We start from the raw sequence: 17,716 nt of genomic DNA on the forward strand, positions 1-17,716 counted from the left end.
TTCCCATCACATTAGTGAGTAAGAACCCTGAAAGATGATCAGGTTGATAGGTCTGAGGTGGAAGCGTGGTGACACGTGGAGCTGACAGATACTAATCGTTCGAGGACTTAACCTAAATTTAAAGGCAGAAGAAGCCGATGGCTTCTGGAGCTAGATATAAAGAGCGTTAAACTAAGTGAATGAATATAATATCGTTATCTAGTTTTGAAGGAATATATTATTCCTTATAACTTTATATGAAGTAAAAGGGTTTCGAGGAACGAACAGTTCAAGGAATCGATTGAGGAGGCACCGGAGCGTACATCGGTACGTGAGGATGCTGACGAATGAGATGACGCAGAAATGTGAAGTTCATCGGAAGCCGTAAATTAATTATCTGGTGACGATGGCGAAGAGGTCACACCCGTTCCCATGCCGAACACGGAAGTTAAGCTCTTCAGCGCCGATGGTAGTTGGGGGACTCCCCCTGTGAGAGTAGGACGTTGCCAGGTAAAAACTTTATATTATCGTCGCGGGGTGGAGCAGTCTGGTAGCTCGTCGGGCTCATAACCCGAAGGTCGCAGGTTCAAATCCTGTCCCCGCAACCAATTTAAGTTAATGAAATGGTCCGGTAGTTCAGTTGGTTAGAATGCCTGCCTGTCACGCAGGAGGTCGCGGGTTCGAGTCCCGTCCGGACCGCCATTATAGATGATTTACGAAACACATTATGTTTCGTTTTTTTTATGTCTATTTTTATACAGTGTTATCTTTCATAGATGCTGGATATAAACGATTGAATCTGAGGCGAACATGATTGAATGGATAAAACTTGGATAAACTTCTATTATGAGATAAACTAATAAGAGACAAAAGTAATCCTTAGGAGTAAATCCTAAGGTTTTTTCATACTTTAAGAAATCTTCTTGAACATGGGAGAATGAAATGGATGAATTTGATTTTATTAATAAAATAACACCAAAGAAAAGAAACCATCCTAATATTAAAATGGGCATTGGTGATGATGCTGCTATTTATAGACCTGATTCAGAAAAGGATCAAGTTGTCTGTGTAGATACAATGGTTGAAGGAGTTCATTTTTTAAAACATCTATCTACTCCGTATGAAATAGGGTACAAAGCGTTAGCCGTAAATATTAGTGACATAGCTGCAATGGGGGGTGTTCCCCTTTATTATTTAGTAGCAATTTCGATTCCAAATACTTGGAAGGAATCGGAATTAATCGATATCTTTCAAGGAATGAACAAAATTGCTTCACATTATAACATGAGTCTTATCGGTGGTGATACGGTATCAACCTCAAAAGATTTAGTTGTAACGGTAACAGTGATTGGAGAAGTGGAGCAGAATGTACGTACGTTAAGAAGTGAAGCTAAGGATGGGGATATTGTTTTTGTTACTGGAACAGTTGGTGATTCTTCAGCTGGCTTAGATATTTTATTGGGGAAATATGTGATAGATGATGCTTCAATAAAAGAATATCTCATCGAGCGGCATAAACGACCTACTCCACAAGTGAAAGCTGGTCGAATTATTTCTAGTATAAAAAGGGCCTCTTTAAATGATATAAGTGATGGATTAGCTAGTGAGCTTCATGAAATTGCTGAATCAAGTCAGGTAGGAATTATGATTAATGAGGAGGATTTACCAATTAGTCAGGAGCTAGCTCAAATAAAACAGACTTGTGATATAACGAAATGGATGTTTTATGGTGGAGAGGATTTTGAGTTAGTTGGGACAACATCACCTGAATCCTGGGAACAGTTAAAAAGACTTTGTAATGAGCAATCGATTAAGATAACTAAAATTGGCTATGTCAGCAAGAAATATACTGGAGTTTTTCTTAAGAAAAAAGATAAAGATGGAGAACCTCTTCATAAATCAGGTTTTAATCATTTTAAAAAATAAGTCAGGTGAGAAAATTGGAATCATACATATTTCGTACAAATAATGCTGAAGAGACAAGGAATTTAGCTAAAAGTATAGCTGAAAAGCTAACAAGTGGTTCGGTACTAACACTTGAGGGTGATTTAGGAGCGGGGAAAACAACATTTACAAAGGGATTAGCACTAGGTTTAGGGATCAAGCGAAATGTAAATAGTCCAACCTTTACGATTATTAAAGAGTATAAAGGTGGGAGATTACCTTTATATCATATGGATGTTTACCGTTTAGAAGATGAGGCAGAGGATTTAGGTTTTGACGAATATTTTCAAGGTGACGGTGTAACGGTTGTAGAATGGGCAAATTTGATCGAAAGCCAATTACCTTTAGAAAGAATCGATATTTCGATTAAATATATTGATGAAACAAATCGGGAGTTAATGATGACTCCGCATGGAAAGTTTTATGATGAGATATGTAAGGAGTTAAAAAATGAGAGCTTTAGCGATTGATACAACGAATAATGTGTTGGGAATAGCTATTTTAGAAGCAAATAAAGTCATAGGTGAATATATAACCAATTTAAAAAAGAATCATTCTGTTCGAGCAATGCCTGCGATTGAACAATTATTAAAGGAATGTGATCTCACTCCGAAGGATCTTGATAAAATCGTAGTTGCTACAGGACCTGGATCATACACCGGAGTCCGGATAGGCGTGTCGATTGCAAAGACGATGGCATGGTCACTAAACATTCCAATAGTAGGTGTATCTAGTTTAGAGGCCCTAGCAGCTAATGGGAAATTTTTTAACGGAGTCATTTCTCCTCTATTTGATGCGAGAAGAGGGCAGGTCTATACTGGATTATATCGTTATTCTGAAGATAACCTAGTAACAATAGAGGAAGATTGCAATCTATTATTAACAGAATGGCTAGAGAAGCTTAAAGAAACAGGTGAACAAGTACTTTTTTTAGGAAATGATGTCTCTATTCATAACGAGCTTATTAAAGAGATATTAGCAGAAAAAGCTGTGATAGGTTCAATGACGCTACATAATCCAAGACCTAGTGAATTAGGTATGATTGGTATGAAAAAAATAGCAACAGACGTTCATTCACTTGTTCCCAATTATATTCGATTAGCTGAAGCTGAAGCAAAATGGCTAGAACAACAAAAATAAGATGGTGAACAATTTGGATGAGAGATTTACGATTAGGGCGATGAAAAAGGAAGACATTGAGGAAGTTTATGAAATTGAAAAAATGTCTTTTACCGCACCTTGGTCAAAGGAATCATTATATTACGAACTTGAACAAAATCTTTTTGCAAAATATTTAGTTGTAGAGTACGAAGGAAGCGTCATTGGGTATTGTGGATTGTGGGTGATTATGGATGATGCACAGATTACAAATATTGCGGTACATCCTGATTTCAGAGGAAGGAAAATAGGAGAAGCACTATTACGTTTTTCTATGCAGCTATGCAAGGAAATGAGTGCGAAGCGACTTTCTCTAGAAGTAAGAGTCTCAAATCATATCGCACAATCACTATATAGAAAGCTTGGTTTTGAAACAGGTGGAATAAGAAAAAATTATTATACAGATAATTATGAAGATGCTAAAGTAATGTGGGTGAATTTAGGATGAGTCAAGCAGACCAATATATATTAGGAATTGAAACTAGCTGTGATGAAACGGCTGCAGCGATTATAAAAAATGGCCGTGAAATCGTATCTAATGTTGTAGCGTCGCAAATAGAAAGCCATAAAAGATTCGGCGGTGTTGTACCTGAAATTGCATCAAGACATCATGTTGAACAGCTAACGGTTGTTTTTGATGAGGCAATGAAACAGGCTAACTTAGATTTTAAAGATTTATCGGCGATTGCAGTGACAGAAGGACCTGGACTTGTTGGAGCATTATTAACGGGAATCAACGCAGCTAAAGCATTAGCCTTTTCACAAGGGCTGCCACTAATAGGTGTTCATCATATTGCAGGTCATATTTACGCAAATCGCCTCATAACTGAGATGCACTTTCCATTACTCGCGCTTGTTGTTTCGGGTGGACATACGGAATTAGTGTATATGAAGGAGCATGCAAGCTTTGAAGTTATTGGGGAAACATTAGATGATGCGGCTGGTGAGGCATATGATAAGGTAGCTAGAACATTAGGTCTTCCCTATCCAGGTGGTCCTCATATTGATCGTCTTGCACATGAAGGACAAGCATCTATAGATTTGCCAAGGGCGTGGCTTAGTGAAGGATCATTTGATTTTAGCTTTAGTGGCCTTAAATCTGCTGTTATCAATACTCTCCATAATGCAAAACAAAAGGGTATTGAATTAGAGGCGAAGGATATTGCTGCAAGCTTTCAAGCAAGTGTCATAGACGTTTTGGTCACAAAAACAGCTCAGGCTGTGGATAAGTATCAAGTTAAACAGCTGTTAGTAGCAGGTGGTGTTGCTGCGAATAAAGGATTACGAACAGCACTAGAAAATGAGTTTGGAAAAAGGGATGGTTTTGAATTAGTGATTCCTCCTTTATCTCTATGTACTGATAATGCAGCTATGATTGCAGCGGCGGGAAGTATCCTCTATGAAAAAGGTGTAAGAAGTAATTTAGCATTAAACGCAAATCCTGGTTTAGAGTTACTCCCATATTAACGAGCTTCCGATTTTCGGAGGCTTTTTTTATCTTTACATTTCCTTTTCAGCAGGATAAAAGTACTGAATGAAGCGAATAAGTGGCTTTAGATATAGAAAATACAAGTTATCCACAGGGTTATGCACGATTTTTGTAGAATTGTGTAAAGTCATTAAAAATCCTGTCAAATATGCATAAAATGCCTTGTGTATAACTTGGATAAAATCAACAAAAAATGTGGATAATGTGCATAAGTCTGTTGATATGTTGAAATTAAAGGGGAAATGATTGTGGATAAAGGAATAGTGATCTGATAAATATACTTGTAAAAATTTATAAATGCTGGAAATAAAAAAGGTTATCCCTAAGCGGGGACTGTCCCCACAGAGAGATAACCAAATTGATTCAATTTCGTTTTTAATGTAATTCTTCCCATTCATTCATGAGAGCTTCAAGCTTTGATTGTAATTGTTCATTTTCATTGTTTAATTTTTGAACTTCCTCATGGTTTTGATAGATTTCAGGATCACATAGAAGCTTCTCATTTTTTTCTATTTGGTCTTCTAACTGGCTGATTTGTTCTTCTATTTCTTCAATTCTTCTTTGTTTTTGTCTTTCAAGTTTTTTTAACTCTTTCTCCTGTTGATAGGAAAGCTTACCTGTTGATTGTGTTGCTTCAACATCCTTCTTCTCTGATTCCTTCTCTTGCTTATTTAATTGTTCAATTTCTAGCTGTTCCTCTTTTTTCATTAGGTAGTAATCATAATCACCTAAGTACTCGGTTACTTTGTCTCTAGATAGCTCAAATACTTTCGTCGCAATTCTATTTATAAAATAACGGTCATGTGAAACAAATAATATCGTACCTGGATAATCGATTAACGCATTTTCTAGAATTTCTTTACTATCTAAGTCCAAATGGTTCGTTGGTTCATCTAGGATGAGGAAATTTGCATTTTGCAGCATTAATTTTGATAAAGCAAGCCGAGCCTTTTCTCCGCCGCTTAAGGAGTGAACAGGTTTAAGTACATCGTCACCAGAGAATAAGAAATTACCAAGAACGGTTCGGATCTCTTTTTCTGTTTTCGTAGGATATTCATCCCATAGCTCGTCAAGAACTCGCTTATTTGAATTTAAATCTGCTTGTTGCTGATCATAGTAGCCTATTTGTACATGTGAGCCAAGTGCAAAGCTACCTGTAAATGAATCAAGCTTTTGGACGATCGATTTAAGCAGAGTAGATTTACCGATTCCATTTGGTCCTACTAAGGCAATGCTATCTCCACGAGAAATAGAGAAGGAAATATTTGATAAGATTGGATTGCCTGGGCTATATGCGACAGAAATGTCAGTAGCCTTCAGTACATCATTTCCACTTTGTCTTTCAATATCAAATTGAAAGTTGGCCGATTTTTCGTCACCGAGCGGCTTGTCCATTAAACTCATTTTATTCAATTTTTTCCTTCTACTTTGAGCAAGCTTAGTAGTTGATGCCCGGGCTAAATTCCGTTGAATAAAGTCCTGCAGCTTAGCAACTTCCTCTTGCTGTCTTTCATATGCCTTTAATTCTTTTTCATAATTCTCTTGCTTATATTTTAAATAGCTACTATAGTTTCCGAGATATTTTGTACTCGTATGGCGACTAATCTCATATACTTGTGTTACAATTTTATCTAAAAAATAACGGTCATGTGAGACAATTAAAATGGCACCAGAGTAGTTTTGTAAATAGTGTTCAAGCCATGTTAATGTTTCAATATCTAAATGGTTTGTTGGTTCATCCAAAATTAATAAGTCAGGATTCGTTAACAGCAGCTTACCTAAAGCTAGACGAGTCTTTTGTCCCCCACTTAATGAGGAAATTTTTGTAGCGGAATCAAAATGACTAAACCCTAAACCATGCAGGACGGAACGAATGTCTGCTTCATATTGATAGCCACCTTTATCTTTAAAGGTAATTTGAAGGCTATCATATTCTTTTAATAGTTGTTCAAATTCACGAGAATTGTTGCTAGGGTCGATAACCGACATTTTTTGTTCAAGCTGTCTCATCTCATGTTCCATTATTTGAAGCTCTTTATAGACTGTAAGCATCTCATCCCAAATAGATAATTGTGATTCAAGACCGGTATCTTGAGCTAAATAACCAATTGAAACACCCTTAGGTTTAATAATTTCTCCACTGTCATAGGACATACTGCCAGCGATAATTTTTAATAGCGTTGATTTTCCCGCACCATTACGGCCAACGATCGCTATTTTATCCTTAGTTTGTACTTCTAGCTTAATATTGGTTAAAATAGGGTCAGCACCAAAAGATTTACTAAGCTGATTTATTTGTAATAAAATCATAACATTCACCTCTACTAATAATTTAAGTGTAGCTTAAATCACATGTATTGGGCAACATTGAGACTAAAGGGGATTTTTCCCACCACTCTTTTAAATAAAAAAATTTACTATCATTAGAAATGAAATAGAAAGAAGAAGACTTGTACTTGAGTGATGATCTCAGTAAATTTTTCACAAATACTAAACAGACAGATGATAAAAAATAGTGTATAGTCTACGTATAAGGGGAAATAGATATGTCAGAATTTACGCATTTTAACCAACAAGGTAGAGCGAAAATGGTTGATATAACCGAAAAAAATGACACAGCAAGAACAGCGAAGGCGAAGACGAGCATTCAGGTTACAAAGGATGTTTATGACAAGATAAACAATTATGAAATGGGGAAAGGTGATGTACTTTCCGTTGCGCAAGTAGCTGGAATTATGGCAGCAAAGCAAACGTCACAGGTTATCCCGATGTGTCATCCCATTCCGATAAAAGGTGTAGATATTGAATTTCAGTGGGATATCAAGGATAATGAATATATCCTTCTTATTACAACAACTGTCAAAACAAAAGGGAGTACAGGGGTTGAAATGGAAGCGTTAACTGCTGCAAGCATAACAGCCTTAACCGTTTATGATATGTGTAAAGCTGTTGATAAAGGCATGATTATCGGACCAACTTTTTTAGTAGAAAAAACTGGTGGAAAAAGCGGGAACTTCTACAGAAACTTGTAGAAGAGAATCCAATCAATAGCAGCAAGTAAAGACTTCACGATTATTATTACATAAATGATAAAAGAAGAAATGAATAAACTCCTGCCCTCATTGGAGTTAGGATGAAGAAAAAAGATATGGGTAATAAAATCGAAGTCACGCTTTTGAATGAATGTGAGGGATAAGAGTGAATATAGAACAATCAAAAATACCACAAGCGACAGCGAAGCGGCTTCCTTTATATTATAGGTTTCTGAAAAATCTACACTCGTCTGGTAAACAGCGAGTATCATCAGCAGAATTAAGTGATGCAGTAAAGGTAGATTCTGCAACAATTCGTAGAGACTTTTCCTATTTCGGAGCACTAGGTAAAAAAGGCTATGGATACAATGTGAACTATTTGTTGTCATTCTTTCGAAAAACATTAGACCAGGATGAAACAACAAATGTTTGCTTAATTGGAGTTGGGAATTTAGGAACTGCGTTTTTGCATTATAATTTTACGAAAAATAATAATACGGTCATCTCTTTAGCATTTGATATTGATAAGGAGAAAATCGGGAAGGAGATAGGTGGAGTACCGGTATATAATTTAGACGATCTTGAAGAGATTTTACCTGATGATGTAACGGTCGCTATTTTAACTGTCCCAGCTCCAGCAGCACAGGCGATAACCGATCGTCTCATTGTAAAAGGGATTAAAGGAATACTTAATTTTACACCAGCAAGATTAAATGTTCCTGATCAAATACGAATTCACCATATCGATCTTGCCGTTGAGCTACAATCACTTGTTTACTTTTTAAAGCATTATCCGATTGATGAAAAATCTTAAAAAAAGCTTTCTATAAACATAAGGAGGTGTGGCATTATGCCAAACATAGGACCTGGGAGTCTAGTGTTAATTGTTATCGTCGCGTTATTAATTTTCGGACCGAAAAAATTACCAGAGCTAGGTAAAGCAGCGGGAAATACGTTAAGAGAATTTAAGAATGCAACAAAAGGGTTAGCAGATGATGACAATGAGGATCAAAAGGGAAAAAACAAGGAAGAAGTCAAGTAAGATAGGAATGAAACCGATATGAAACAAAATGAAATGTCGGTCTTTGAACATATTGCGGAGCTAAGAAAACGACTGATTATTGTTGTCGTTTTCTTTTTCATAGCGGTAATAGCTGGCTTTTTGCTTTCAAGACCGATTATTATCTATTTGCAGCATACTGATGAAGCAAGAAATTTAACATTAAACTCCTTTAATTTAACAGACCCGTTAATGGTCTATATGAAATTTGCGTTTATCATTGCTTTTGTTCTTACGTCACCGATCATACTATATCAATTATGGTCTTTTGTAAGTCCTGGTCTCTATGAAAAGGAGAGACGGGTCACCTTAAGCTATATTCCAATTTCAGTAGGGTTATTTTTATTAGGAGTGGCCTTTTCTTATTTTATTTTATTTCCGTTTGTCGTTGAATTTATGGAAAGAATCTCAAATGATTTAGGAATAAACCAAGTCATCGGGATTAATGAATACTTTACTTTCTTATTACAGCTAGTCATTCCATTTGGTGTACTATTCCAATTACCAGTTGTTGTCATGTTTCTTACAAGACTAGGAATTGTTACCCCTATGTTTCTATCAAAGATTAGAAGATACGCGTATTTTGTCTTACTAGTTATAGCGGCATTGATAACACCTCCAGAGCTGACCTCTCATTTAATGGTATCAATTCCTTTGTTTATTTTGTATGAAATAAGTATATGGGTTTCCCGAATTTCTTATCGAAAGGCACAAAAGGTAAAATTTGAAGAGGAAAATGCAAAAAAATGAGGATCATCCAAAGATTGGGGTCAGTCCCCAATCTTCGGATATCCTCATTTTTGCTTATTATTCTTTTTCACTTTTCTAGTGAAGAGAAATATTCTAATTGCTACACCGATGTCAAAGGTAGCCATAAGCATTAAAAGAATAGTAGGAAAGCTGAAAATTCCTTTGCTAGCATTTGCAGTTGAAATTGCTAAATAGATAAATAACAATCCCATTACTAAATAAAAGATTCCCATTGAGATAGGATTTGTTCTCACAATAAAAAGCCTCCAATAATCACTTGCATTTGTTCCATTTGTTCTAATGTTTTCTCGAGGTTTTCAATTTGATCGGCTAAGACAAATTGCATAATAATGACTAACGTATTCATGGCAACATGAGCAAAAATTGGCACAATGATTCTTTTTGTTTTGACATAAAGAAAGGCAAAGGTGAAGCCCATTGAAGCATAAATTAGAAAGTGTTCAGGTTCTCCGTGTAAGATGGAGAAGAGAAAAGAGCTAATTAATGCCGCAATCACGAAGTTAGAACGGTGATAAATAACACCGAAAATAATCTTCCTAAAAATAATTTCCTCTAGAATTGGCCCAATAACAGAGGTTACGATAATTAATAGTGATGATGCTTTGATTAACTTCACAATTGTTTGAGTATTTTCCGAGCCAGGTTCTACTCCAAAGAGATACATTTCTAGATTGGCAGCAATCATTTGGGCAAATAGTGCTATAAATACCCCACCAATAGCCCAACCAATTGAGCTCCCGACTGAAGCGGGTTCACCCCGAAGTAGTCTCGCATCCTCCCGATCGTTTCTTAATAAAAGGAGAGTAATAATTAAGGCTACTGTAAAGCTGAAAATGGTCCAATATGCCACCAACTCTGCGTTTGTGTTTCCAATATGTAATAAGGCAAACAATTTGATTCCTACAATTCCAGAGAATTGCATGACGATATATGTTAATATAATAAACCAATAATTTTTTTTCATAAAAGCCTCCTTTGATTTACTAACCCTCGGAAAAAAGAGCTCTTAATAGTAGCGATGTTCTTGCCTTAGTTATCCTTGCTTATTGTATCATACCTTACTTTAATCATATGTATGAGAACATTTGAAAAATAGACAAACAATGTTTAAATTTCCCTATAATAAGACATAATCTAGTAGAAAAGTTTCTCAAAATTTTTTTCACTTCAGACTTGAAATTAAAAGAAATCTTATATAATATATAAATTGTGTTAGCACTCACGAATGCTGAGTGCTAATAAAAAGGAAAAATTATCATAATTTCAAGAAATTTGAGGAGGTTGTTTCACTTGTTAAAGCCATTAGGTGATCGCGTTATTATCGAGTTAGTTGAATCAGAAGAAAAAACTGCTAGTGGTATCGTTCTTCCAGATAGTGCAAAAGAAAAGCCACAAGAAGGAAAAGTAGTTGCTGTTGGTACAGGCCGTGTGTTAGATAACGGAGAAAAAGTAGCTCTTGAAGTAGCGGAAGGCGATCGTATTATCTTCTCAAAATATGCTGGTACTGAAGTGAAATATGAAGGTACTGAATACTTAATTTTACGTGAAAGCGACATTTTAGCTGTTATCGGTTAAGAAAGCAGCAAACATATCATAGAATACATTTTAAAAAATTTGAGGAGGTCTAGTTAAAATGGCAAAAGATATTAAATTTAGCGAAGAAGCTCGTCGTTCGATGTTACGTGGGGTAGACGCGTTAGCAGATGCTGTAAAAGTAACATTAGGACCAAAAGGACGTAATGTTGTATTAGAAAAGAAATTCGGTTCTCCATTAATTACAAATGATGGTGTAACAATTGCAAAAGAAATCGAATTAGAAGATGCATTTGAAAACATGGGTGCTAAGCTAGTTGCTGAAGTAGCAAGCAAAACAAATGATGTTGCTGGTGACGGTACTACAACTGCAACAGTTTTAGCTCAAGCAATGATCCGTGAAGGATTAAAGAACGTAACTGCTGGTGCTAACCCAATGGTCGTTCGTAAAGGGATTGAAAAAGCAGTTGCTGTTGCAATCGAAGAGCTTAAAGCAATTTCTAAACCTATTGAAGGTAAAGAGTCAATTGCTCAAGTAGCAGCAATCTCTGCAGCTGACGAAGAAGTAGGTAAATTAATTGCAGAAGCTATGGAACGTGTTGGTAACGACGGTGTTATCACAATCGAAGAATCTAAAGGCTTCTCAACTGAATTAGAAGTTGTAGAAGGTATGCAATTTGACCGTGGTTATGCATCACCATACATGGTAACTGATTCTGACAAAATGGAAGCAGTTCTTGAAAATCCATATGTATTAATCACTGATAAGAAAATCACAAATATCCAAGAAATCTTACCTGTATTAGAGCAAGTTGTTCAACAAGGTAAGCCACTATTATTAATTGCTGAAGATGTTGAAGGTGAAGCATTAGCTACACTTGTAGTAAACAAACTACGCGGAACATTCAATGCAGTAGCTGTTAAGGCTCCAGGATTTGGTGATCGTCGTAAAGCAATGCTAGAAGACATCGCAATCCTAACTGGTGGTGAAGTAATCACTGAAGATTTAGGTCTAGACCTTAAATCAGCTTCAATTGAACAATTAGGTCGCGCTTCTAAAATTGTTGTTACAAAAGAAAACACAACAATCGTTGAAGGTGCAGGAGATGCAAGCCAAATCTCTAGCCGTGTTGGTCAAATCCGTGCTCAAATCGAAGAAACAACTTCTGAATTTGACAGAGAAAAATTACAAGAGCGCTTAGCGAAATTAGCTGGCGGAGTAGCAGTAATCAAAGTTGGTGCTGCAACTGAAACAGAATTAAAAGAACGTAAACTACGCATCGAAGACGCTCTTAACTCTACTCGTGCTGCAGTAGAAGAAGGTATCGTTTCTGGTGGTGGTACAGCACTTGTGAACGTATATAACAAAGTTGCTGAAATCCAAGAAGAAGGCGACACTCAAACAGGTGTTAACATCATCCTACGTGCACTTGAAGAGCCAGTACGTCAAATCGCACACAACGCAGGTCTTGAAGGCTCTGTTATCGTTGACCGCTTGAAGAAAGAAGAAGTTGGCATCGGCTTCAACGCTGCTAACGGCGAGTGGGTAAACATGTTTGATTCAGGTATCGTTGACCCAACTAAAGTTACTCGTTCTGCACTTCAAAACGCAGCATCTGTAGCAGCTATGTTCTTAACAACTGAAGCTGTTATCGCTGACAAGCCAGAAGAAAACGCTGGCGGCGGAATGCCTGACATGGGCGGAATGGGCGGAATGGGCGGCATGATGTAATCTGCCCCCTCAACCCTTGATATGACTGGGTTTGTTGGTAAGGTGAGAGTGGTTTGCTAACATTGAGGAAATTAACGGAGGCTTCTCATGAGTTCAGCGAACTTTTGAGAGGCTTCTTTTTTCATTTCTTGGGTTACGTGAAGATAGACATTTTTCGTGATTTGGTCATCACTATGACCGAGACGATCCATGATTTGTTCCAGTGATACACGAGCTTCGGCAAGAAGCGATGTATGGGTGTGCCTTAGACTATGCGGTGTTAAATCTTCATTTAGACCGGCTATTCTAAGCAGCCTCTTCATTCGGTCTCGGACGTTCTTGATTACGATGGGATAGCCGTACTGCCGTTGCATTTTGGCAAAGATAAAATCTTGGTTATAGTAAGCATCACCTAATCGCTCGATTACTTCGTCTTGAACCTTTTTATGTTCCTTCAGCGCATCGATGACATCCTCATCCACAATGATTTTCCTTCGAGATTTTCTCGTCTTTGGAGTACCCAATTGATATTTAAGCGCATTGTAGCTCGGATTGTAACACGTTTTCGTTATACTGATGGTGTGATTCATAAAATCAATATCCTTCCACTTTAGTGCGATTATTTCCCCGGCTCGAATACCTGAATAAGAAAGAATCAGAAATGCCAAATAATCGTGTTCCAGCCCATGCTCCTTAGATGTTTTTAAAAACAAGGCAAGCTCTTCTTTTTCTAGATACTTTGGAAGTTCCTCTTCCTCCAACTGTTCGATGGTCTTCTTATCTTTTTTGAGATAAGCGTGATTTAATTCGCTTTATTGAGCGTACTCAACAGAAAATTTATTACACTGATTTTAAAGATGAAGTAATGAAAGTAAGAGAAAACGAGTCGATTTTAAATGTGAATGATCTTCAAAGCTATCGTAAAAAGGTCGAACATTATTTAAAAGAACATCAACATGAAGAAACATTAGCAATCTATAAACTTCGTAATAATAAGCCATTAACTAAACAAGATATTGAGTACTTAGAGAAAATTCTATGGAATGAACTAGGCTCTAAAGAACAGTATGAAAAAGATTTTGGTGATACACCAATAACAAAACTTGTTCGGAAAATTGTTGGGCTAGACCGAAAAGCGGCTGTTGAAGCATTCTCTACATTCTTATCAGAAGAAAAATTAAATCTACAACAAACTCAATTTGTCGAGTTAATTATTGATTATGTAGTGAAAAACGGAACTCTTGAGCGCCAAGCATTACAACAAGATCCATTTACAACATTAGGTGGGATAACAGTCGTGTTTAAAGACCAACTGCCAAAAGCAAAAGGGATATTGGATATTATTGATATGATTAATCGAAATGCTGAGGGGATTTCTTGATTAGTAACAGCCTAAGTTAAAGATGTGGAAAGTATCGCATAGTACGAATGGGACAATTTTTATAAAGCATACAACAACAACAAAAAACTCAATCTATAATTGCCTTTTTTGTTAAGACACCTTTGATATGTTTATTAGGGGTGTCTATTTTTATCTTAGAAAAGTTAAAATTAATACATATAGCAACACTCTAAATTAAAAATCATTCCGGAAGGATGAAGCACATTATGGGAGATCCCAATAGAATTAAGAGAATATTAACCCTGCTCCAGCAGATATGGGAACACCAAACCGATGTGAGATTTAATCAATTAATTTCAAATTTACAAAGCCTTTATTCACAAGAAAATAACAGTTATGGTCGTAGAGAAGTATATACTAAAAATTTTATTGACCTAGAGAAAACATCTTACCTAGACTTTTTCTACCTTGAGGATGATAAGTGGGAGGAATTCCTGACTTCTTATTGGTTAAATATTGAAAATGAAATAATGCTGCGAAGAGAGAAAATTGATGAAGATAGAATTGATGAAGTAATAGGACTATTCATGGAAGCGGGGATTGATAATGGGCAGATTACGAATCCCTTTAAAGAAAATCTAAAAGCGTTTTTTGTTCAAGAAAGTAGATGGTTAACGGTTGAAGCAATAGTAAATTTGGTTCGAAACTTTTCACAAAATGAGAGAACAGAACTTTTTGCAAAGGTAAAGCATTTTATCTGATTGGTAATTACGGCAATGTATTCAAAATAAAAAACAGAAGGAGTATTTTTATCTCCTTCTGTTCTTGACATACAGATTGCACTAACAATATCATGATTGCCCGACTTCACTAAAATTAAACGGAATCGCCATGTATTTTTATGCGTGTGTTTTTAATGGTATAATATTCCTATAAAATCTAGAAGGTGGTTTAGAGAATGGGTATGGACGTAACTTTTGGTAAATAAAATATAAATACTATCTTTTCTAACACAACTTATTATATTGATTTTCATCAAAAACAATATTTAACAAAAAATGATTAAATTATTGACGGATTTAAATGGTATAGATTATCCGACAAGGCTGCTCCTTTATAATTTCTTTTATTTGGGGTTTATTCCAGAGTAGGTAGTCAACGGGAAAGAAATTATGCAAAGTTATAGTTGAGTAGAAACTTAACTGAATTTTAGGTTAATTCTGTCCTATAATGGCGTTAAAATGCATTGTATATTAGAGTTACTTATTAATAAAAATAGAATTAAAGTTAGGTAGGAGTACGGTTATGACAAAAGAATATAAAAATATTACCATTGTATCTGAGATTAATAAGAAAATAAATACCTTAGATAGAACAAGAAATAATAGAATTGAGATGAGTAAACGTTTAAAGAAGTATAGTGATAAATGGAAATTAGTTTTTTTCTTTTTAAACATTGAAGCTGTAATATTTGTACTATTGTCTCTTGGAGGCAAAGAAGTTGAACCCGGTTTTGGAGAAAGTGATTTTAGCTTAATTTCAGGAATTTTCTCAATTTATGTTATTTTATTACAGTACTATGTTAATGAATTGAATTATAATGAGAGGGCATTAAAAACACATTATCATCAACTTGATATAGAAGATTTAATTCTGAAATTAAAAAATTTATTATTGGAAAATAATAGACAGGAAAATGACATTAATGAAAAGTGCTTAATTACTAGGTTTGATACTATTATGTTTGAATATCAGTCAATATTAAAAAATAATGAAAATCATGATTCTATTGACGATGCAAAAAATATTTCCTTTCTATTAAAAGAAGATTCAGATGATGAAAATTCAGAAGAAGAAAATAAAAATGGAGGAAAAAAGAAAATTAAGGATATCACTGTAGATAATATTTTACTACATGTTAATATGGCAATTCTCCTTTTTCCTATAGTCACTATAATTATTTATTTTGTAAAGTGAGCGATAATTTACGGATGGAACTATTAAACCTTACCTATGAATATGTACTATCGATGTCGAAGTCAAAGAAATATAATCCCCAAACAATTGCAAATGTTAAATTTTTTGATAAACATGGTTTTTCATTTATTAAAACTGAGCTTGAAAGAGATGTTAAGGAGTTCTGTAGAAGAAATCCTCATTTTAGAGCCAGAGATTTCATATATAAAAACGACTACTTTACTCCTAGAAATATGTATTTAATCAGTCCCTTGTATTATGCATACTACACATATATTGTTTTTAGAATTGCAAAGTTGTTTTTAAATACAGAAAATAAGCTTAATTTCTCTAAAAAACGAATGAATATATTTTATTCTGGTTTCCTAGATACAGGTTCCACTGTTTGGGATATTAAGCAGAACTCCAAATTTAATAAGAGCTATCAATCTTTTCAAAAAGAGAGAGAAAAATACTTTGAATATCCCGTTCTAAAATTGGATTTACAGGATTTTTTTAACTCTATTAAGTTAAAATCTTTAATCCTCAAATTAAAGGGGCTTTTAGGCAAGCACGAGTTAATTGATGATCTTGAATACTTTCTTGAATATTGTGGATTTGATTGCTTACCTCAATTTCACTATTCCATTGCTTCATCTATATTATCTCAATTTTATTTGCAAGAATTTGATTCAAAGATAGAAAATGTAGTAGCAAGAGAAAATTTAGTTTTAATTAGATTTGTCGACGATATGTATTTTATTTATCTGGATGGTTTAATGGACTCTAAAAGAAATAATAACTTATTAAACGAGATCAGCCATTTACTATGGAAAGAAGAGTTAGTTTTAAATTCATCAAAAACTAAATTTCTAAGTCCAGATGAATATAAATATACAGTAGAAGTAATTCCGCTTGACTATGATGAAGAAAGGGTATCATTTACAAGTGAAAAAGTTATAGATGAAAGAACCAAAGAAATAATAAATAAAGGATATTTAAATCAACTAGTTAATGAACTGTGTACTCTAGAAAAAATAAATGGAATAGACTTGAAAAAGTATAAGGAACTAATGGATGAGTATATTTCAATCGAAGGAGAGGATAATAGGAAAATATTAAACAACATTATCTATTCAGGAAAGTGGAAAGTACTAAGTGATAAAAACTTAGTAAGATTAGTAGAAAATTGGGAGTATATTCAATTTAATCCTTCCCAATTTACAGTTTTATATATTCTAATTTGTAGACATCTGGAAAATAAAAATATAATAAATGGGTCAAAAATAAAGCGGATTTTATATTATTTATTCAGAAACACTAGTTTCACTTTTCGTGATACATTAGTAGCAGTGGCATACTTATTTCAGAACAAAAATAAAAACAATGAAATCCTTGATAAGATAGAAAACATTAACAGGGATTATGTCCTATTTATAAAAGAATTTATTTGAGTACGATATTATGTTTATTAATTAAAAAGTATAAGGTAAACACTACTACATCTATATTTATCTGCCATCGCCATCCTTTTACAAAATCTCTAAAGGTCTAATAGGATTCCTCGATGCAGATCCCTTGCTTTAGTTCAAGAATAAAAGCAAAAAGAGAGTATGAAAAAGCGAGGCCACTGAAAAAGTCTCTATATCTTTAATAAAGCGAAGGCTTCCTCGATATTATGAGGAAGCCTTCGCTCTTTTCATTTATAATAGATATATAAACTCTAGGTGGTGTTCGCATG

At 34.9% G+C, this 17,716-nt stretch carries 18 protein-coding genes, 2 tRNA genes, 2 rRNA genes and 1 pseudogene; 19 read left to right on the top strand and 4 right to left on the bottom strand.

Annotated features, from left to right (window positions below; all coding sequences use genetic code 11):
* The 9 genes from ACTJJ9_RS24455 to tsaD form a co-directional block, all read left to right on the top strand.
* Window positions 1–115 (top strand): 23S ribosomal RNA (locus tag ACTJJ9_RS24455); the annotation flags it as partial.
* 260 nt (window positions 116–375) lie between these two features.
* Window positions 376–491, top strand: a 5S ribosomal RNA gene (gene rrf, locus ACTJJ9_RS24460).
* A gap of 19 nt (window positions 492–510) precedes the next feature.
* A tRNA-Met gene (locus ACTJJ9_RS24465) sits at window positions 511–587 on the top strand.
* Window positions 588–604: 17 nt separating this feature from the next.
* Window positions 605–681 (top strand) — tRNA-Asp (locus tag ACTJJ9_RS24470).
* Window positions 682–921: 240 nt separating this feature from the next.
* Entirely contained in the window at window positions 922–1,905 is a 984-nt protein-coding gene (thiL, locus tag ACTJJ9_RS24475) for a thiamine-phosphate kinase (RefSeq protein ID WP_440768966.1), read from the top strand.
* A 14-nt stretch (window positions 1,906–1,919) separates the two neighbouring features.
* On the top strand, window positions 1,920–2,393 hold the full coding sequence (gene tsaE / locus ACTJJ9_RS24480) for a tRNA (adenosine(37)-N6)-threonylcarbamoyltransferase complex ATPase subunit type 1 TsaE (RefSeq protein ID WP_440768967.1): 474 nt from the start codon (window positions 1,920–1,922) through the stop codon (window positions 2,391–2,393).
* Window positions 2,374–3,063: a tRNA (adenosine(37)-N6)-threonylcarbamoyltransferase complex dimerization subunit type 1 TsaB gene (gene tsaB, locus ACTJJ9_RS24485; RefSeq protein WP_440768968.1), complete on the top strand. Its 690-nt coding sequence runs from the start codon at window positions 2,374–2,376 to the stop codon at window positions 3,061–3,063. Before tsaE ends, tsaB begins: the two co-directional genes overlap by 20 nt.
* A 13-nt stretch (window positions 3,064–3,076) precedes the next feature.
* On the top strand, window positions 3,077–3,529 hold the full coding sequence (rimI, locus tag ACTJJ9_RS24490; protein WP_255451951.1) for a ribosomal protein S18-alanine N-acetyltransferase: 453 nt from the start codon (window positions 3,077–3,079) through the stop codon (window positions 3,527–3,529).
* A complete protein-coding gene (tsaD, locus tag ACTJJ9_RS24495) occupies window positions 3,526–4,548 on the top strand; it encodes a tRNA (adenosine(37)-N6)-threonylcarbamoyltransferase complex transferase subunit TsaD (protein WP_095302244.1) in 1,023 nt (340 codons plus the stop codon). The genes rimI and tsaD overlap by 4 nt, the downstream gene beginning before the upstream one ends.
* A gap of 397 nt (window positions 4,549–4,945) precedes the next feature.
* On the opposite strand, the gene ACTJJ9_RS24500 is transcribed toward tsaD, so the two are convergent.
* Window positions 4,946–6,880, bottom strand: a complete 1,935-nt coding sequence (locus ACTJJ9_RS24500) for an ABC-F family ATP-binding cassette domain-containing protein (protein ID WP_145583035.1) — start codon at window positions 6,878–6,880, stop codon at window positions 4,946–4,948.
* Window positions 6,881–7,116: 236 nt separating this feature from the next.
* On the opposite strand from ACTJJ9_RS24500, the gene moaC reads away from it, so the two are divergent.
* The 4 genes from moaC (at window position 7,117) to tatC (ending at window position 9,412) form a co-directional block, all read left to right on the top strand.
* Window positions 7,117–7,602, top strand: a complete 486-nt coding sequence (moaC, locus tag ACTJJ9_RS24505; protein ID WP_145583033.1) for a cyclic pyranopterin monophosphate synthase MoaC — start codon at window positions 7,117–7,119, stop codon at window positions 7,600–7,602.
* 166 nt (window positions 7,603–7,768) lie between these two features.
* Window positions 7,769–8,416 carry a redox-sensing transcriptional repressor Rex gene (locus ACTJJ9_RS24510; protein WP_095302241.1) on the top strand — a complete coding sequence of 216 codons (648 nt, stop codon included), beginning with the start codon at window positions 7,769–7,771 and terminating at the stop codon, window positions 8,414–8,416.
* 36 nt (window positions 8,417–8,452) lie between these two features.
* Window positions 8,453–8,644 (top strand): twin-arginine translocase TatA/TatE family subunit, encoded by a 192-nt coding sequence (locus ACTJJ9_RS24515; protein ID WP_440768969.1) that lies wholly within the window; start codon window positions 8,453–8,455, stop codon window positions 8,642–8,644.
* Window positions 8,645–8,662: 18 nt separating this feature from the next.
* Entirely contained in the window at window positions 8,663–9,412 is a 750-nt protein-coding gene (tatC, locus tag ACTJJ9_RS24520) for a twin-arginine translocase subunit TatC (protein WP_095302239.1), read from the top strand.
* Between the two features lie 44 nt (window positions 9,413–9,456).
* Here the strand turns inward: tatC and ACTJJ9_RS24525 are convergent, their stop codons facing one another.
* Window positions 9,457–9,666 carry a YdiK family protein gene (locus ACTJJ9_RS24525; RefSeq protein ID WP_095302238.1) on the bottom strand — a complete coding sequence of 70 codons (210 nt, stop codon included), beginning with the start codon at window positions 9,664–9,666 and terminating at the stop codon, window positions 9,457–9,459.
* Window positions 9,663–10,397: a lysostaphin resistance A-like protein gene (locus tag ACTJJ9_RS24530; protein WP_440768970.1), complete on the bottom strand. Its 735-nt coding sequence runs from the start codon at window positions 10,395–10,397 to the stop codon at window positions 9,663–9,665. Before ACTJJ9_RS24530 ends, ACTJJ9_RS24525 begins: the two co-directional genes overlap by 4 nt.
* Before the next feature lie 326 nt (window positions 10,398–10,723).
* Here ACTJJ9_RS24530 and groES point away from each other — a divergent pair, with 326 nt between their 5' ends.
* A complete protein-coding gene (gene groES, locus ACTJJ9_RS24535) occupies window positions 10,724–11,008 on the top strand; it encodes a co-chaperone GroES (RefSeq protein ID WP_095302236.1) in 285 nt (94 codons plus the stop codon).
* A 58-nt stretch (window positions 11,009–11,066) separates the two neighbouring features.
* Complete coding sequence (gene groL, locus ACTJJ9_RS24540; protein WP_095302235.1) at window positions 11,067–12,698, top strand: chaperonin GroEL; 1,632 nt, start codon at window positions 11,067–11,069, stop codon at window positions 12,696–12,698.
* 71 nt (window positions 12,699–12,769) lie between these two features.
* On the opposite strand, the gene ACTJJ9_RS24545 is transcribed toward groL, so the two are convergent.
* On the bottom strand, window positions 12,770–13,438 hold the full coding sequence (locus tag ACTJJ9_RS24545) for a site-specific integrase (RefSeq protein ID WP_440768971.1): 669 nt from the start codon (window positions 13,436–13,438) through the stop codon (window positions 12,770–12,772).
* A gap of 35 nt (window positions 13,439–13,473) precedes the next feature.
* Between ACTJJ9_RS24545 and ACTJJ9_RS24550 the strand changes: the two are divergent.
* From ACTJJ9_RS24550 to ACTJJ9_RS24565, 4 genes and pseudogenes are all read left to right on the top strand, one after another.
* Window positions 13,474–14,058, top strand: a pseudogene (locus ACTJJ9_RS24550) (type I restriction-modification enzyme R subunit C-terminal domain-containing protein); the annotation flags it as partial.
* Between the two features lie 215 nt (window positions 14,059–14,273).
* On the top strand, window positions 14,274–14,780 hold the full coding sequence (locus tag ACTJJ9_RS24555) for a hypothetical protein (protein WP_440768972.1): 507 nt from the start codon (window positions 14,274–14,276) through the stop codon (window positions 14,778–14,780).
* 544 nt (window positions 14,781–15,324) lie between these two features.
* A complete protein-coding gene (locus ACTJJ9_RS24560; protein WP_440768973.1) occupies window positions 15,325–15,996 on the top strand; it encodes an SLATT domain-containing protein in 672 nt (223 codons plus the stop codon).
* 14 nt (window positions 15,997–16,010) lie between these two features.
* Window positions 16,011–17,429 (top strand): reverse transcriptase domain-containing protein, encoded by a 1,419-nt coding sequence (locus tag ACTJJ9_RS24565; RefSeq protein ID WP_440768974.1) that lies wholly within the window; start codon window positions 16,011–16,013, stop codon window positions 17,427–17,429.
* Window positions 17,430–17,716 lie beyond the last annotated feature (287 nt).

Source organism: Metabacillus sp. 22489, assembly GCF_052044855.1.
Classification (GTDB): Bacteria; Bacillota; Bacilli; order Bacillales; family Bacillaceae; genus Metabacillus; species Metabacillus niabensis.

Bases quoted from the DNA above. Each gene is read 5' to 3' on its own strand.
- ACTJJ9_RS24500 (WP_145583035.1), bottom strand. From the start codon at position 6,880: ATGATTTTATTACAAATAAATCAGCTTAGTAAATCTTTTGGTGCTGAC.
- tsaD (WP_095302244.1), top strand. From the start codon at position 3,526: ATGAGTCAAGCAGACCAATATATATTAGGAATTGAAACTAGCTGTGAT.
- groL (WP_095302235.1), top strand. From the start codon at position 11,067: ATGGCAAAAGATATTAAATTTAGCGAAGAAGCTCGTCGTTCGATGTTA.
- ACTJJ9_RS24560 (WP_440768973.1), top strand. From the start codon at position 15,325: ATGACAAAAGAATATAAAAATATTACCATTGTATCTGAGATTAATAAG.
- ACTJJ9_RS24565 (WP_440768974.1), top strand. From the start codon at position 16,011: ATGGAACTATTAAACCTTACCTATGAATATGTACTATCGATGTCGAAG.
- tatC (WP_095302239.1), top strand. From the start codon at position 8,663: ATGAAACAAAATGAAATGTCGGTCTTTGAACATATTGCGGAGCTAAGA.
- ACTJJ9_RS24515 (WP_440768969.1), top strand. From the start codon at position 8,453: ATGCCAAACATAGGACCTGGGAGTCTAGTGTTAATTGTTATCGTCGCG.
- thiL (WP_440768966.1), top strand. From the start codon at position 922: ATGGATGAATTTGATTTTATTAATAAAATAACACCAAAGAAAAGAAAC.
- ACTJJ9_RS24555 (WP_440768972.1), top strand. From the start codon at position 14,274: ATGAAGCACATTATGGGAGATCCCAATAGAATTAAGAGAATATTAACC.
- moaC (WP_145583033.1), top strand. From the start codon at position 7,117: ATGTCAGAATTTACGCATTTTAACCAACAAGGTAGAGCGAAAATGGTT.
- tsaB (WP_440768968.1), top strand. From the start codon at position 2,374: ATGAGAGCTTTAGCGATTGATACAACGAATAATGTGTTGGGAATAGCT.
- ACTJJ9_RS24530 (WP_440768970.1), bottom strand. From the start codon at position 10,397: ATGAAAAAAAATTATTGGTTTATTATATTAACATATATCGTCATGCAA.